General features: G+C 43.9%; 15 protein-coding genes. 13 read left to right on the forward strand and 2 right to left on the reverse strand.

Annotated features, from left to right (window positions below):
• Positions 1-11 precede the first annotated feature (11 nt).
• Complete coding sequence (gene fadI, locus H8B19_RS12630) at positions 12-1,337, reverse strand: acetyl-CoA C-acyltransferase FadI (RefSeq protein WP_186507256.1); 1,326 nt, start codon at positions 1,335-1,337, stop codon at positions 12-14.
• Positions 1,338-1,546: 209 nt separating this feature from the next.
• Here fadI and H8B19_RS12635 point away from each other — a divergent pair, with 209 nt between their 5' ends.
• The 8 genes from H8B19_RS12635 (at position 1,547) to H8B19_RS12670 (ending at position 9,829) form a co-directional block, all read left to right on the forward strand.
• Positions 1,547-2,503, forward strand: a complete 957-nt coding sequence (locus H8B19_RS12635) for an AAA family ATPase (RefSeq protein ID WP_186507257.1) — start codon at positions 1,547-1,549, stop codon at positions 2,501-2,503.
• 15 nt (positions 2,504-2,518) lie between these two features.
• Positions 2,519-3,454 (forward strand): DUF58 domain-containing protein, encoded by a 936-nt coding sequence (locus H8B19_RS12640; RefSeq protein ID WP_186507258.1) that lies wholly within the window; start codon positions 2,519-2,521, stop codon positions 3,452-3,454.
• The gene (locus H8B19_RS12645; RefSeq protein ID WP_186507259.1) at positions 3,451-3,957 is read left to right on the forward strand and encodes a DUF4381 family protein; all 507 of its coding nucleotides are present in this window, start codon (positions 3,451-3,453) and stop codon (positions 3,955-3,957) included. The genes H8B19_RS12640 and H8B19_RS12645 overlap by 4 nt, the downstream gene beginning before the upstream one ends.
• Positions 3,950-4,951, forward strand: a complete 1,002-nt coding sequence (locus H8B19_RS12650; RefSeq protein WP_186507260.1) for a vWA domain-containing protein — start codon at positions 3,950-3,952, stop codon at positions 4,949-4,951. The genes H8B19_RS12645 and H8B19_RS12650 overlap by 8 nt, the downstream gene beginning before the upstream one ends.
• Complete coding sequence (locus H8B19_RS12655) at positions 4,948-6,753, forward strand: vWA domain-containing protein (protein ID WP_186507261.1); 1,806 nt, start codon at positions 4,948-4,950, stop codon at positions 6,751-6,753. Before H8B19_RS12650 ends, H8B19_RS12655 begins: the two co-directional genes overlap by 4 nt.
• A complete protein-coding gene (locus H8B19_RS12660) occupies positions 6,753-8,489 on the forward strand; it encodes a BatD family protein (protein ID WP_241737604.1) in 1,737 nt (578 codons plus the stop codon). Before H8B19_RS12655 ends, H8B19_RS12660 begins: the two co-directional genes overlap by 1 nt.
• A 124-nt stretch (positions 8,490-8,613) precedes the next feature.
• A complete protein-coding gene (locus tag H8B19_RS12665) occupies positions 8,614-9,129 on the forward strand; it encodes a sigma-70 family RNA polymerase sigma factor (protein ID WP_194362722.1) in 516 nt (171 codons plus the stop codon).
• Positions 9,122-9,829, forward strand: a complete 708-nt coding sequence (locus tag H8B19_RS12670) for a DUF3379 family protein (RefSeq protein WP_186507263.1) — start codon at positions 9,122-9,124, stop codon at positions 9,827-9,829. The genes H8B19_RS12665 and H8B19_RS12670 overlap by 8 nt, the downstream gene beginning before the upstream one ends.
• Before the next feature lie 18 nt (positions 9,830-9,847).
• Here the strand turns inward: H8B19_RS12670 and H8B19_RS12675 are convergent, their stop codons facing one another.
• Complete coding sequence (locus tag H8B19_RS12675) at positions 9,848-10,297, reverse strand: GNAT family N-acetyltransferase (RefSeq protein ID WP_186507264.1); 450 nt, start codon at positions 10,295-10,297, stop codon at positions 9,848-9,850.
• A 330-nt stretch (positions 10,298-10,627) separates the two neighbouring features.
• Between H8B19_RS12675 and H8B19_RS12680 the strand changes: the two genes are divergently transcribed.
• From H8B19_RS12680 to cysN, 5 genes are all read left to right on the forward strand, one after another.
• Positions 10,628-11,848 carry an EAL and HDOD domain-containing protein gene (locus tag H8B19_RS12680; RefSeq protein WP_186507265.1) on the forward strand — a complete coding sequence of 407 codons (1,221 nt, stop codon included), beginning with the start codon at positions 10,628-10,630 and terminating at the stop codon, positions 11,846-11,848.
• Positions 11,849-11,978: 130 nt separating this feature from the next.
• On the forward strand, positions 11,979-12,890 hold the full coding sequence (cysD, locus tag H8B19_RS12685; RefSeq protein WP_186507266.1) for a sulfate adenylyltransferase subunit CysD: 912 nt from the start codon (positions 11,979-11,981) through the stop codon (positions 12,888-12,890).
• Entirely contained in the window at positions 12,890-13,483 is a 594-nt protein-coding gene (gene cysC, locus H8B19_RS12690; RefSeq protein WP_186507267.1) for an adenylyl-sulfate kinase, read from the forward strand. The genes cysD and cysC overlap by 1 nt, the downstream gene beginning before the upstream one ends.
• Positions 13,483-14,250, forward strand: a complete 768-nt coding sequence (gene cysQ, locus H8B19_RS12695; protein WP_186507268.1) for a 3'(2'),5'-bisphosphate nucleotidase CysQ — start codon at positions 13,483-13,485, stop codon at positions 14,248-14,250. Before cysC ends, cysQ begins: the two co-directional genes overlap by 1 nt.
• Positions 14,250-15,659: a sulfate adenylyltransferase subunit CysN gene (gene cysN, locus H8B19_RS12700; protein ID WP_186507269.1), complete on the forward strand. Its 1,410-nt coding sequence runs from the start codon at positions 14,250-14,252 to the stop codon at positions 15,657-15,659. The genes cysQ and cysN overlap by 1 nt, the downstream gene beginning before the upstream one ends.
• Positions 15,660-15,661 lie beyond the last annotated feature (2 nt).

Genomic DNA, 15,661 nt, shown 5'->3' on the forward strand with positions numbered 1-15,661 from the left:
CACATCAATCCTTATTCGGTTTCAACTATCATGGCGGCGCCCAGGCCACCAGCTGCACAAGCAGTTACCAGTCCGGTTCCACCACCACGACGATTCAGTTCGTTTAACATCTGGGTGATCATACGGGTGCCGGTTGCGGCAAAAGGATGACCGTATGCAATCGAGCTGCCCATCACATTAAATTTATCCATATCGATTTCACCGGTAGCTTTGCTGCGATTTAGTTTTTCTTTAGCAAAGGTATCACTGGCGAACATTTTAATGTTGGCCAGGGTTTGTGCGGCAAAAGCTTCATGCATTTCAATCAGGGTTAAATCGGATAATTGCATACCGGCTTTATCCAGTGCGACAGGTGTTGCATACGATGGTCCCATTAGCATGTCTTCCCACACATCAATGGCAGCAAACGCATAACTTTTAATGTAACCCAAAGGCGTATAACCCAAAGCTTTGGCTTTCGATTCAGTCATCATCAACACGGCTGATGCGCCGTCGGTTAATGGCGTGGCATTAGCTGCGGTAACTGAACCGTATTTTTTATCAAATACCGGACGTAATTTGGCATACCCTTCAAGTTTGGAATCAAAACGCACATTGTTATCTTTTTCCAGTGCACCTTTAAAAGGTTCTGCATAGGCGGTCATCACTTCATCGTCCAATTTACCTTCATTCCAGCTGGCAGCCGCATTACTATGAGAACGATGCGCCAGGGCATCCTGATCTTCACGGTTAATGTTATGAGTTTTCGCCATTTGTTCTGCGGTTTGCCCCATCGACAATCCGGTGGAATATTCAGCAACCGCGGGCGGTACCGGTAACAAATCTTTTAAGCCCAGCTTTTTAAGTACCTGCCATTTCTGACCCAGGGTTTTGGTTTTCTGTAAATCAACTAACGCCCGGGCTAATTTTTTGGAAACACCAATCGGTGAAACAGAAGTAGAATCTGCACCGCCGGCAATGCCCACTTCGATATCACCGGCCATCATGGCCTGCGCTACATTCACTGTTGCCTGAAAACTGGTGGCACAGGCACGGGATACACTATACGCATCGGTATGCACATTCATGCCGGTACCTAATACAATTTCACGCGCAATATTAGGTGCTTCTGGCATTTGTACCACCTGACCATAAACTAATTGTTCAACCAGTTTTGGATCGAGGTTATGGCGCACCATCATTTCATTGACGACCATCTTGCCCAAATCAACGGCAGGGACACCATGAAAATAAGTTGCCATTTTGGCGAAAGGTGTACGCAATCCTGCTACGATAGCAATGCGCTCACCGCCTTTAGTAGTAAGGCCTGCACTGGCCGAAGTTTTAGTACGAGGCATAAAGAATCCTTAAGTGGTCTGACCTGTATTTTGGCGATTGTACAGTTTGTTAACAAAAAATCCAATATTGCATCACTTTAACGCCTTTCTTACAGCTGCAAATTTTTAAATTCTGTAACATTGTTTTTTTTGTAATGAACCTTATATGCGATAACGTGTCATTACATCCGAACTAACTTACGAATAATAAAGGATATCTGGTTTTCATCATGGCAGCAGAACAATTCAGACAATTACAAGGTTATCTTGATTCACAGGTTATCGGTCAGCAGGCGCTGACAAAAAATATTCTTATCGCATTACTGGCCAATGGCCATTTGTTGGTGGAAGGCCCTCCTGGCTTAGCGAAAACCCGTGCAGTAAACGCGCTGGCACAGGGTCTTGAAGGGGATTTCCACCGGGTTCAATTTACCCCGGATTTATTACCGGCCGATTTAACCGGTACTGATATCTACCGTCCTGAAGATGGCAGCTTTGTATTTCAGTCCGGTCCTTTATTCCACAACCTGGTACTGGCCGATGAAATCAACCGTGCGCCAGCCAAAGTGCAGTCAGCATTGCTGGAAGCGATGGCAGAACGCCAAATCACGGTTGGCAATAAAACCTATCCGTTGCCTGAGCTGTTTTTAGTTATGGCAACCCAAAACCCGATTGAGCAGGAAGGAACTTATCCCCTGCCTGAAGCGCAGTTAGACCGCTTTTTAATGCATTTGGAAATCAGCTATCCGGGTGCACAGACCGAACTTGAAATTTTACGTTTGACCCGCAACGAAGAACTGGCAGTAAAAGTTGCTAAACCTGCGGAATTAACTCAGCAGGATTTGTTTGCTGCGCGCAAACAAGTGCTGGAAATTCATTTAGCAGAATCGTTGGAACAATATCTGGTGGAGCTCATTATAGCCACCCGCGAACCGGCTAAATACGATGCACAACTTGCTAACTGGATTGAATTTGGTGCCAGTCCGCGTGCCACCATTGCACTTGATCGCTGTGCACGCGCCCATGCCTGGTTAGCCGGTCGTGATTTTGTAGGCCCGGATGATATTCAGGCGGTATTTCATAACGTATTACGTCACCGTATTTTGTTAAGTTATGAAGCGGAAGCCGAAGGGGTGGATGCCAATCAGATCCTCGACAAAATACTGCAACTGGTAGCCGTGCCATAACGGAGAGCCAGCCAAATGAATTTAGTCAACCAATGGCTGAGCGAACGCCATGCCAACGGCTATGAGCTGGGTATAAAAGAGCTTCTGCATTATCAGAATAAACCGAATCTGCTCGATTTATCGCCGCGACGTACCATACAAGCTAAGTTAGCCGGGAGTTATCTGGCAAAAACCAAAGGTCGCGGCATGGAATTTGACGAAGCCCGCCATTACCAGCAAGGTGATGATATTCGCGCTATCGACTGGCGGGTAACCGCTCGTACCGGAAAAACCCACACCAAAATTTACCGCGAAGAAAAAGAGCGTCCGGTTTTTATACTGGCCGATCTGTCAGCCAGTATGTACTTCGGCACTCAGTATATGTTTAAGTCGGTGCAGGTTGCGCATCTGGCATCACTGATTGCATGGTCTGCGCAAAAACGTGGTGATCGTATAGGTGGTTTGGTGTTTAATCAGCAACAACATCGTGAATACAAACCCTATACACGACGTAAAGCAGTATTATCATTTTTGCATGGCATGATTGAATTCCATCAAACGGATAACCCCACTCAGCAGTTTTCATTTGCCGAAGCCTGTGCACGGGTGCGTCGTCTGGCACATCCCGGTAGTGTGATTTTTATCCTGAGTGACTTCTTGCATCTGGATGAAACCGCGCGCCAGCATATAAGCCGCATGACGCGTCATTGCGAGGTTATCGCCCACCCTATTACCGATCCGTTTGAACATGCTTTACCTAAAGTGGCTGTGCCGCAACAGGTGGCAATGACAGATGGTAAGGCACAACAAACCATCACCTTAGGTGAACGTGAAACGGAGTTACAGTATCAGCAGCAGCATCAGCAACATTATGAAAAGCTGATCCACACTCTTAAACAGTCGCGCTGTCAGGTAAAACCCATTTCCTCTGCACTGCCTCTTGAGCAACAAGTGGGAGGGAAAAGCCAGTGAGTCCACTTAAGGATTTAAAAGATATTCACCTGCCAGCACAAATCAGTGACTGGCCGCCCGCCTGGGGATGGTGGTTAAGTGCGATATTGGTCATTGTACTGTTGGTTTGGATAATTCGAAGCATACAAATTGCTTATCGAAAACGGCTGGCTAAAAGACAGGCACTTGCCCAGCTTAATCAGCTGGATAGCAATAGCGAGCATTATCAAAGCGAGATAAATACCTTACTTAAAAGGCTTACGCTTAGTTATTTACCACGAGCACAAAGCGCATCGTTGCATCAGCAGCAATGGTTAACCCTGTTAACTCAGTTATTACCTACGGCCAAACAACAACACTTTAAAACTGGCTATCAAAAAGTGATAGATAATCTCTACCGACCTGACGCTTCAGGCCTGTCAAATCAGGATGCCAAATCGCTGGCCAGACAATGGATAGATGCGGCTATTCCTCCTTCATCCAAACGTGTGGCAATAATTGCGCAGGAGGAAAAAGATGTTTGAGTTTTACTGGCCCTGGTTGTTGTTAGCACTGCCGTTACCCTTATTGATGCGCTTATTACCCGCTAAAGCGCAAGCTCAATCTGCCGCGCTCAAAGTACCGACAATTAACACTAATATGACAAGCCAGAGCGAGCAAAAAGGGGTGAGTCGCAGCAGAGTGCTTTTTGCCGGTCTCATCTGGTTGTTATTGGTATGCGCCGCGGCTCGTCCGCAATGGTTGGGCGATCCTCTTAGCATACCGGCTGAAGGGCGCGATCTTATGGTGGCCGTCGATTTATCCGGCAGTATGAAAATCGATGATATGCAAATTGGTGGGCGTAATGTCGATCGCTTAACCATGATTAAATATGTGTTGAGTGATTTTATTGAGCGCCGGGTGGGAGATCGTCTTGGATTACTGTTATTCGCCGATACCGCCTATTTGCAGGCACCACTGACCTATGACCGCGATACAGTCAATAAATTACTGGAAGAATCGGTTATTGGATTAGTAGGTGAACAAACCGCTATTGGTGATGCTATAGGTTTAGCGGTAAAGCGCTTTGAAAGTAAAAAGGATTCTAATCGCGTATTAGTATTACTGACCGACGGACAAAACACCGCAGGTAATATTTCCCCCAAAGAAGCCACCGAGCTGGCTAAAAATGCCAAAGTGACGGTTTACACCATAGGTGTTGGCGCCGATCAAATGCAGGTACAAAGCTTTTTTGGCACACGCACGGTTAATCCATCGCAGGAACTGGATGAAAAAATGCTGACGCATATTGCCGAGCAAACTGGCGGACGCTATTTCCGCGCCCGTGACGCATCAGATTTAGAGCATATCTATGCCATATTGGATGAGCTAGAGCCGATAGCACGTGAAAGTCGTCAAATGCGCCCGCTACAGGCATTGTTTTTCTATCCGCTTTCTTTGGCGTTTTTATTATCGCTGATATGGGCTCTAGTGCCTTTATTCAGTGCACTTCGACTTAGATTTAAGGCAGTATCATGATTGATCTGAGTTTATTTCATTTTATTCGCCCACATTGGCTGTGGGCATTAACTGCCATACCACTGGTAATCGCAGCATTAAGTTATTTACATAAACAACGCTCTGGCTGGCAAGGTGTATTAGCCGGGCATTTATATCAACGATTGATTAGCCAGCAAACCGCAGCTAAAAGCCGCCCACTTTGGTGGTTATTGGCATTAGTTTGGTTACTGGTAATCGCTGCATTGGCAGGCCCAACCTGGGAGCGTTTGCCACAACCTGTTTATCAACTAAACACTGGCAAAGTAATCGTACTGGATATGTCTTTATCGATGCGCGCCACCGATTTAAGTCCGGATCGTCTTACCCGAGCGAAGTTTAAAGCCATCGACTTAGTTAAAAAGGTAGCGGAAGGTGAAACCGGACTCATCGCTTATGCGGGTGACGCATTTACCATCAGCCCATTAAGCTCAGACGGACAAAACCTCACCGCCTTGATCCCAAGTCTTGCACCTGAAATTATGCCGGTTGCAGGTAGCGATCCCTATGCGGGTTTACAAGCGGCGGAGCAACTGCTGCAAAACGCGGGTTATCAAAAAGGCGAAATTTTCTGGATCACCGATGGCATCGATAATAACCAGGTTAAGGAGCTTGGAAACCTTATTAATGACATGCCTTATCGTGTATCGGTTTTAGGTGTCGGCACCCAGGACGGTGCACCTGTAAAATTACAGGATGGCCAGTTACTCAAAGATAGCCGTGGCGCTATTGTCATCCCCAAAATGAACGCCAGCCAGTTAGAATCATTAGCTAACCAATCTGGTGGACGATTTGTTCACATCCAACCCGATGACAAAGATATTGAATATCTGACCAATCAGGATTTGGTAAGTCGTGATACCGATACCAATAAAGAAGACGGATCAAAATCAGGTGACCAATGGCGTGAAATGGGCCCCTGGTTGCTGATATTGGTATTGCCTTTGGCAGCCTATGCATTTCGTAAAGGGGTTTTGCTGAGTTTCTGTTTATTTGGCTTACTTAGCGTGCATACACCACAGGCGCATGCCAGTTGGTGGGACGACATGTGGAAAAAACCCAATCAACGTGGGCAGGCATTGTTTGATAAACAGCAATATTCTGACGCTGCCGAAGAGTTTGAAAATCCATTATGGAAAGGCAGTGCCTACTACAAAAATGGCGATTATCAGGCTGCGGCGGAAGCGTTTTCGAAAGTCGATAACGCACAAGGCTGGTACAACTTAGGTAATGCCGCAGCGCAAATGCAAAAATACGATGAAGCCATTGCAGCTTATGACGAAGCGTTAAAACGTCAGCCTGATTTTGCCGATGCTCAAGCAAACAAAGCCCTGCTGGAAAAACTTAAACAGCAACAACAGCAGCAGCAGGATCAACAAAATCAGCAAGACCAACAGCAAAAACAAGATCAGCAGCAGGAGCAGAATCAACAAAACAACGATGCTCAGAACGGCAAAGGTGAAGGTACACAACAGCAAAAGCAAAACGATCAGCAATCATCCGGTCAGGAAGGACAGGAAAAAGACCAACAAGAAAAGCAGGATCAACAGCAAAAACAAGATCAGGCCAAAGATGATGCCAAGCAGCAGGAACAACAAATGCAGCAGGCCGAAGCTGAACAGGCGCAGCAGTCTGATCATGACAAAGAGCAGCAGCTAAAGATGCAAAACTTGTTACGCAAAGTCCCGGATGACCCGTCTTATCTGCTTAAACGTAAAATGCAGCTGGAATATCAAAAACGTAAACACCGAAGTGCCACTGCTCCTAAACAGGAGGGCTGGTAATGTTCCATTTATTAAAAAAACAGTCTAAACAAACTATGAAACTACCCTTTTCCATCAGTAAAGTTATTTTGTTACTTGTTGGCGCTTTCCTGAGTACGCAGGCGTTGGCACTGGAAGTGACGGCGACAGTCGATAAAAATCCCGTGATGGTCGATGAGTCGTTTATTCTCGATGTATCTGCAGACGACGACCTTGATGTTAGCGCCTTTGATCCTTCCATTTTAATGAAGGACTTTGTGGTGGGCAGAACCTCGGTTAGCCGTCAGACCCAAATGGTTAATTTTAATACCACACGTATAACCCGCTGGAGTACGGTCCTGATCCCGCGCAAAAAAGGGCGTTATACCATTCCGGAATTAACCGTGGGTACGGCCAAAACCCAGCCTATCGATATTATGGTGGTACCCGTTTCTCAAAGTAGCAACGCCCAGGGTCGCGATATCTACATTGAAACCGATGTTGATACAAAAAAGGCCTATTTACAGACCCAAATTCGTTACACCGCCAAGTTGTATCTGGCGACTGATTTACAACGTGGGTCACTCGCCTCTCCCAAGGTAGATGATGCCGATATTCGCCAGATTGGTAAGGATAAAGAATACAGTGAAATCGTCGGGGGGCGCCGCTATCGCGTAATTGAGCGCACTTTCGCGATTATTCCACAAAAAAGTGGTCACTTTACCATTACCGGCCCGCTATTCGATGGTGAAGTGGTAGATAATAATAACAGCCAGTCCTTTGGCTTTTTTAAGCGTACAAAAAGTGTGAATCGTGTCGGTCCATCGATTGATATAGACGTATTACCGGTACCGGATAATTATACGGAACACTGGTTGCCCAGTGATTTTGTGCAACTCACCGAAGAATGGACGCCAAAGACCGGTGAATTTAAAGTGGGTGAGCCCATCACCCGGGTGATAAGCCTGACTGCGGTTGGCTTAGTAGAGGAACAACTACCGGCTATTAACAGCCATTATCCCGATTCAGTTAAAACTTATCCTGATCAACCTGAAACCGCGACCGTACAAAAAGACGGTAATTTAATTGCTCAGCGCACCGAATCGATTGCTATTATCCCAGGCAAAGCCGGTGATATAACAATACCGGCAGTCAGTGTGCCCTGGTTTAATGTGGTCACAGGTAAAACTGAATATGCGCATTTGTCGCAGCGAACCATTCATGTTGTTGCGGGAGCACCATCAACCAATACACCTCCTGCCCCGCTTCCCATCACTGATGCTAGTGGAAATGGCTCTGATGCGGCTGAACACTCTGCGCCTGCAAAGGTTATTGTTCAGCAAGGTTACTGGAGTATTAGTAGTACTATTTTGCTGATTTTATGGATAATTACATTGCTGCTTTGGTGGTTACAGTTACGTAAAAAATTAAATCAATCCAAACAAACTAAAGATTCTGTAAAGCCAGATGCAACAAATACTTCTGCTCTGGTGACGGCGATAAATAAAAAAGAAGTTGCAGACATACTGCCATTGCTAACAACCTGGCTCGCTGGCTATTGTGGAAAACCAAACCAATCTCTTGCGCAAAGCCAACAACAAATAAATGATACCGAGCTAAACCAGCACATTAGCGCCATGCTTGCGACGCGTTATGCCACAAAAGCCACTGATTGGAATAAACAGGCGTTGATTAACAAAATACGGGAGCTGGAAAAAAACAATCGTCAAAAAACTCAGCAAATAAGTGGACTTGCGCCATTACATCCTGAACAATAAAAAATATCAGATGCGTCTTTGGCCTGTTCCAAAGGCGCATCTCCTTTCCCATTCAATGTATAAAAAGTGAAATTTATCTGTGATTTGGCGAAATAAAAATAAATCCGACAAGGTCACATCAGACATGATGTCGAAACAAAAACGCTATGAAGCGCTGGTTCATGCCTGGCACGCAGATATTTTTCGCTACGCATACTGGTTAATTAAAGATAAAAGCATTGCTGAAGATGTTGTTCAGGAAACGTTTTTGCGTGCGTGGAAATCTCTGGATTCCCTGCAAGATGAAAAGGCAGCTAAGTCGTGGTTAATTACGATATTAAGGCGCGAAAATGCCCGGCGCTTTGAACGTAAACAGTTTGATTTAACCGATATTGACGATGTGTCTGTTGCCGATGAAATCCAGATATCCCATGAACAGGGTTTACAACATCGTGAATTACATAAGCATATTGGCGCACTGGCCACTGAATACAGAGAACCATTAATTTTGCAGGCAATATTTGGGCTAAGTGGAGAAGAGATTGCCACTCAGCTGGATTTAAATAAAAACACCGTGATGACACGTTTATTTCGTGCCCGAAATCAATTGAAAGAGGCATTGGAACATTCCAATGAAATGATAGGTAGCAAAAATGGATGATTTAGAGTTTCGCCGTACCATTTATGCCGATCCTGACAGTCAGTTACAATCGGTGAAAGATGCTGTTCAAAGTGACAAAAGTAAACAGCAATTTTGGCATGATGTTAAACAGCTGGATAAAAACATCAAACAAACTGTCAGTGATGTAGCAGTGCCAGAAGGACTGGCTCATCGTCTGATACTGAAACAGAGTCTGGCTGAGCATCGTAGCCAAAAGATAAAACAACGCTGGTATATTGCGTTAGCCGCTTCGATTGCATTTTTGGTTGGTATTAATGTCACCATTTTTAATAACCAGCCAATCGATATCTCAGAGTACGCACTGGCACATCGATATCATGAGGGAGAAGTCCCTATGCAGATGGATGAAAATGTCAATTTGCAGCAAGTAAATATAAAATTAGCAGCCATGGGTGGGCATCTAAATCAGGATATTGGTAAAGTGTATTTTGCCAACTTCTGTGACTTTGATCGTGTGCGTAGCTTGCATCTGGTGATGGATAGCGGTAACGGCAAAGTGACCGTATTTGTGGTGCCATTAAAAGAGCAGTTTAGCATGGAACCGAAATTTGCTGATCAGCGTTTTGACGGGCGTAGTTTTGATATAGGTAACGCCGCCATTATTGTAGTGGGGGAAAAAGGGCAGGAATTGAAGCTAATGGAAGATAATCTTAAAAAACAATTGGTATTTTCAGCTTAAACCTCAAGTCAGGGGAATTTATTTTTTCCCCTGATATACCATCTTAATATGTTCTATCCCACCATCATCAAATGGTTTACCTACCGGCTCGAAGCTTAGCTGCTGATAAAAATGCTGGATGCTGGTTTGTGCGCCAAGAGTAACAGCCTTTTTACCCACAGGATCAATCTGAACACATTTTCTAAGTGCCCGTTGCATCAGTTGTTCACCGAATCCTTTCCCCCGATGTTCCGGATCCAGCACCACTCGCTCAATCCTTAACTCTTCACGGGTCTCCCTAACACGTAAATAACCCACGAGCTTTTTGTTGGTCTGTAACAACAGGTGCCAGCTTTCTTCATCCAACCCATCGATGTCCGGGTAAATACTTTGTTGTTCGATAATAAAAATTTGCTGACGCAAGCGCAGTATAGACTGCAACAGATACTGATCGATTGATGAAAACTTGAACCATCTGAACTCCGCCATACAACACCTATTTAAAGAAAAAATAACGTTTACCAGCAAACACTTATCACCACTATATCAACAAATTGAGTTGGCTTATACGTTAATAATAATATCATTCTGAAAAGTCAGGTTAGACTTAACCCAGTTTTAAAAAAAGATAGATAATGCATAAACATTGAATAACAAAATTTTTGTATGCAAAGCGATACATTATTTAGTTAAATAGTGATTAACTACTGTATAGCCTTATCATTTAGTGATAACAGCCCTTATTTGGATGAAGGACTGCTATCCATCTGTTAAGAAAGGCAACTGCGTTATTAAAATTATAAAAAGGAAAAGACCTACATGTCGTTTTTTGCTGCCAGACAACCAATTTTAGATATTAATAAAGAGTTGTTTGCCTACGAGCTGCTTTTTAGGGAAAGTCTGCAAAACGTATTTCCTGCTGGTATTAACCCCGAACAAGCCACATCGCGTATGATCGAGGGGTTACAGTTTAATTTAGGCCTGGATACATTGGTTCAAAACAAGCTGGCTTTTATCAATTTTACCCATGAATCTTTGATAAATCAGTACCCACAGCTGTTACCTAATGACCAGGTGGTAGTGGAAGTACTGGAAACTGTAAAGCCAGGCAAAGCACTACTGGCCGCCATTAAAGAGCTTAAAGAGAAAGGTTATACCATTGCGCTGGATGACTATGAACATAAACCAGTGTGGCAACATTTTTATCCCTACACCGACATCATTAAGATTGACTGGCAAGCTACCAGCAGCGAACAGTTAAAGGAAATCCTGCAAGCAATTAAGCCCTGTCCCTGGATAAAACTGTTGGCAGAAAAAATAGAAACACATGAGGAATTTAATACCGCCGTCGATTTAGGTTTTGCATACTTTCAAGGCTATTTTTTTAGCAAACCGGAAGTGATGCAAAGTCATGCGATAAATCCGGGCAAGCTCGCGTTAGCAAATTTAACGATTGAGTTAACTAATGACGAGCCGGATATAGAAAGTATCAATAAAACGATTGAGTCTGATGTTAATTTATCATTTAAATTACTTCGCTATGCTCAATCGCCTCTGTTTAAACGCCGGGCTGATATTTCTACCATAAAACAAGCCCTGGTTGTTTTAGGTGTACAAGAGCTAAGACGATTTGTCTCTGTTTTATTTGCAGCACAATTTAGCGATGAAAAACCAGCCGAACTGACCAATATGTCTTTAGTGCGTGCTTGTTTTTGTGAGTCGTTAGCCCGTCTCGAAAACCAGAAACAAAATGAATCATCAGCCTTTTTAGCTGGTTTACTGTCATTGCTGGACGCTTTGCTTGATGCCGATTTAACAGAATTACTTGAAAAACTACCTTTGTCTGACGAAATGAAAAATACCCTATTGTTTCATCAGGGCGTAATGGGGCTATACCTGGAGTTACTGATAGCACTGGAACGCGCCAACTGGTCAAAAGTTGGAACGCTTGAAGAGAAACTAGGCATAGATAAAAATCTGGCGGGTAAGCTCTATCAGGAAGCGTTAATCTGGGCAGGTGAGCGGCAAGAATATGGCTAATCTGACTAATATAAAAATATGCACTTTAATATAGTTTTAAATTAAACACATCAAGTCTAAGACATGGTAAAGTTTAAGGAGTAAATGAGTTTTAATAACTTCAGAGAATAAAGGAACGCTGGAACGCCTCATGACCAAACCTGTAAATATTACTCATCTAAAGCAACTGGAAGCTGAAAGCATCCACATTTTTCGTGAAGTTGCAGCAGAATTTGATAACCCGGTAATGTTGTATTCGGTGGGTAAAGACTCATCTGTACTGTTGCACTTAGCACGTAAAGCGTTTGCTCCCGGTAAAATACCCTTTCCACTGTTGCATGTTGATACCACCTGGAAATTCCATGAAATGATTGAGTTCCGCGATAAAATGGCGGAAAAATATGGTTTTGAATTACTGGTGCACAAAAATCAGGATGGATTGGACATGAATATCAATCCGTTTGTGCATGGCAGTGCGAAACACACTGACATTATGAAAACGCAGTCACTCAAACAAGCATTAGACAAATATAAATTTGATGCTGCTTTTGGTGGCGCCCGCCGTGACGAAGAAAAATCGCGAGCCAAAGAGCGGGTTTATTCATTTCGTGATGAAAACCACCGCTGGGATCCCAAAAACCAACGCCCCGAACTTTGGAACATCTACAATTCCAAAATTAACAAAGGTGAAAGCATCCGTGTATTCCCGATGTCTAACTGGACTGAACTCGACATCTGGCAATATATCTACCTAGAAAATATCGATATTCCTTCCTTGTATCTGGCGAAACCACGCCCGGTTGTTGAACGTGACGGGGTGTTGATTATGGTAGATGACGACAGAATGCCATTGAAAGACGGTGAAACACCGCAAATGAAATCTGTGCGCTTCCGTACTTTGGGCTGCTATCCACTAACGGGAGCCGTCGAATCGACAGCGGACACCCTGCCAGATGTTATTCAGGAAATGCTGTTAACCAAAACCTCTGAGCGCCAGGGCCGTGTTATCGATCATGACGAAGCGGGTTCAATGGAAAAGAAAAAAATGGAAGGTTATTTCTAATGGCTGACAATATTGTGTGGCATCAGTACAAAGTCGATAAAAAAAACAGAGCAGAAGTTAACCAACAAAAACCATGTGTGCTTTGGTTCACTGGATTAAGTGGTTCTGGCAAATCGACCATCGCCAACATAGTTGAACAAAAACTGGTTAAGCGTCAGAAACACACTTATTTGTTAGATGGCGACAATATCCGTCACGGATTATGTGGTGATTTGACTTTTTCCGACAAAGACAGAGTGGAGAATATCCGTCGTATCGGGGAAGTCGCGAAATTATTTGTTGATGCAGGTGTGATTGTACTAACTGCCTTTATTTCCCCTTTTCGTACAGACAGAGACAGTGCACGCAACATTTTAGATGCAGGGGAATTTATCGAGGTTTTTGTTGATACGCCAATTTCTGAGTGCGAAAAACGCGACCCGAAAGGCTTATATGTCAAAGCCAGAAATGGCGACATTAAAGACTTCACCGGTATTTCTTCACCTTATGAAGCGCCACAGTCTGCAGAAATCCATTTGGCTTTTGATGGCGGTGACGCCGAATCGTTGGCTGACAAGGTCATTCAACACTTAGAACAAAACGGATATCTATAATGGCAGCGTTTAACAACCATGATGCAATTATTGAGATAGCGCATCAGGCAGGTGCTGCCATTATGGAGATTTATCAGCGCGATTTTGATGTTGAAACCAAAGCAGATAGTAGTCCATTAACGGAAGCCGATTTAGCGGCACATAATATTATCGTAACGGGGCTGGCCAGGATTTCTGATTTACCTGTGCTTTCTGAAGAATCCGCCAGTATTGACTGGCAAACTCGCCAACAATGGCAGGAATACTGGCTGGTCGATCCCTTAGATGGCACCAAAGAATTCATCAAAAAAAATGGTGAATTCACCGTGAACATTGCACTTATTCGCAATCAAAAGCCGGTTTTTGGCGTTGTTTATGCGCCAGCTTTAGACACTACCTATGTCGGTGATGTACAAACAGGCGCAATAAAAATATCAGAAACTGAGAAACAAAATATAACAGTCAAAGCTCATCAAAGTGGCGACATTTGGCAAGTTGTAGGCAGTCGTTCCCATCAAAGTCAGGAAATACAACAATATCTGGCAAAGCTGGAGGGTGAAACCGAATTTGTTGCCATGGGAAGCTCTCTCAAACTGTGTTTGGTGGCAGAAGGCAAGGCACATATCTATCCACGCCTTGGTCCAACATCAGAATGGGACACAGCAGCGGCACAGGCAGTGGTCGAAGCTGCCGGCGGGTCTGTAAATCAATATCCGGACAATACGCCCCTACTCTACAACACCAAAGAAACCTTATTAAACCCCTATTTTGTGGTGAGCAGTAACTAATGAACAATCAAAATCAACTTCTTCAATCCGATATTCTGAGCTATTTGGAACAACACGAACAAAAAGATCTGCTGCGTTTTATTACCTGCGGTAGTGTGGATGACGGTAAAAGTACCTTAATTGGTCGTTTACTTCACGATTCAAAGATGATCTTCGAAGACCAATTAGCCGCAATCACTAAAGACAGTAAAAAAGTCGGCACAACAGGTGACAAAGTCGACTTAGCTTTATTAGTTGATGGCCTGCAATCTGAGCGTGAGCAAGGCATTACCATTGACGTTGCCTATCGTTATTTTTCAACGGATAAACGTAAGTTTATCGTGGCGGATACCCCGGGACATGAGCAATACACCCGTAATATGGTAACCGGCGCATCAACCTGTGATTTGGCGGTTATCTTAATTGACGCACGCAGTGGTGTGAAAACCCAGACTAAACGCCACTCTTTTCTGGTGTCGTTATTGGGGATAAAACACGTGGTAGTAGCCATTAATAAAATGGATCTTATCGACTATGACCATGATGCCTATGAAAAAATAAAATCTGACTATATGCGTTTCGCCGATCAGTTAGATTTTAAAGATATTCACTTTGTGCCTATGTCCGCTCTCGAAGGCGACAACGTGGTGAATCACAGTGATAAAACCCCCTGGTATCAGGGCAAACCGTTAATGCAACTACTGGAAAGTGTTGAAATTAATAAAGATATCAATACTAAGGATTTTCGTTTCCCGGTTCAGTACGTTAATCGTCCGAACTTAGATTATCGTGGCTTTGCTGGTACGGTGGTATCAGGTACTATCAATCAGGGTGACGAAATTATCGCATTACCATCGGGGAAAAGCTCACGCATTAAATCGATTGATACCTTTGACGGCCCACTGGAACAAGCAACACCTCCATTTGCCGTAACCTTAACATTGGAAGATGAAATTGATATTTCCCGTGGTGACATGATTGTTAAACCAGACAATCAGCCACTGCTGGCCAACCAGTTTAAAACTCATTTAGTGTGGATGGCTGAAGCCAATTTAACCCCAAATAAACAATACGAGTTTAAATTTGCCACTAAATCTCTAACCGGCTCTGTCAGCGATATTAATTATCAAATTGATGTTAATACGCTTGAACATAAAGCTGCCACCCACTTACAGCTAAATGAAATCGCCGTATGTGATATTAAACTCAATCAGGCCGTTGCATGTGATCCATACAAACAGAATCGCCATACAGGCGCATTTATTGTTATTGATCGCTTAACCAATGGTACGGTCGGCGCAGGTATGATCATGAGTGCTGGAGAAAACAAAACTACCGATACTCAATTCAGTGAATTTGAACTGGAATTTAATCAGCTTGTGAGGAAACACTTCCCGCATTGGCAGGCTCTCGACATCAGTAAGCTGTAGCA

It is taken from the genome of Neptunicella marina (assembly GCF_014270035.1).
In the GTDB taxonomy this organism is placed as follows: Bacteria; Pseudomonadota; Gammaproteobacteria; order Enterobacterales; family Alteromonadaceae; genus Neptunicella; species Neptunicella marina.

Coding starts and splice junctions, on each gene's coding strand:
- fadI (WP_186507256.1), bottom strand. CDS start 1,337: ATGCCTCGTACTAAAACTTCGGCCAGTGCAGGCCTTACTACTAAAGGC.
- H8B19_RS12635 (WP_186507257.1), top strand. CDS start 1,547: ATGGCAGCAGAACAATTCAGACAATTACAAGGTTATCTTGATTCACAG.
- H8B19_RS12640 (WP_186507258.1), top strand. CDS start 2,519: ATGAATTTAGTCAACCAATGGCTGAGCGAACGCCATGCCAACGGCTAT.
- H8B19_RS12650 (WP_186507260.1), top strand. CDS start 3,950: ATGTTTGAGTTTTACTGGCCCTGGTTGTTGTTAGCACTGCCGTTACCC.
- H8B19_RS12655 (WP_186507261.1), top strand. CDS start 4,948: ATGATTGATCTGAGTTTATTTCATTTTATTCGCCCACATTGGCTGTGG.
- H8B19_RS12660 (WP_241737604.1), top strand. CDS start 6,753: ATGTTCCATTTATTAAAAAAACAGTCTAAACAAACTATGAAACTACCC.
- H8B19_RS12665 (WP_194362722.1), top strand. CDS start 8,614: ATGATGTCGAAACAAAAACGCTATGAAGCGCTGGTTCATGCCTGGCAC.
- H8B19_RS12670 (WP_186507263.1), top strand. CDS start 9,122: ATGGATGATTTAGAGTTTCGCCGTACCATTTATGCCGATCCTGACAGT.
- H8B19_RS12675 (WP_186507264.1), bottom strand. CDS start 10,297: ATGGCGGAGTTCAGATGGTTCAAGTTTTCATCAATCGATCAGTATCTG.
- H8B19_RS12680 (WP_186507265.1), top strand. CDS start 10,628: ATGTCGTTTTTTGCTGCCAGACAACCAATTTTAGATATTAATAAAGAG.
- cysD (WP_186507266.1), top strand. CDS start 11,979: ATGACCAAACCTGTAAATATTACTCATCTAAAGCAACTGGAAGCTGAA.
- cysC (WP_186507267.1), top strand. CDS start 12,890: ATGGCTGACAATATTGTGTGGCATCAGTACAAAGTCGATAAAAAAAAC.
- cysQ (WP_186507268.1), top strand. CDS start 13,483: ATGGCAGCGTTTAACAACCATGATGCAATTATTGAGATAGCGCATCAG.
- cysN (WP_186507269.1), top strand. CDS start 14,250: ATGAACAATCAAAATCAACTTCTTCAATCCGATATTCTGAGCTATTTG.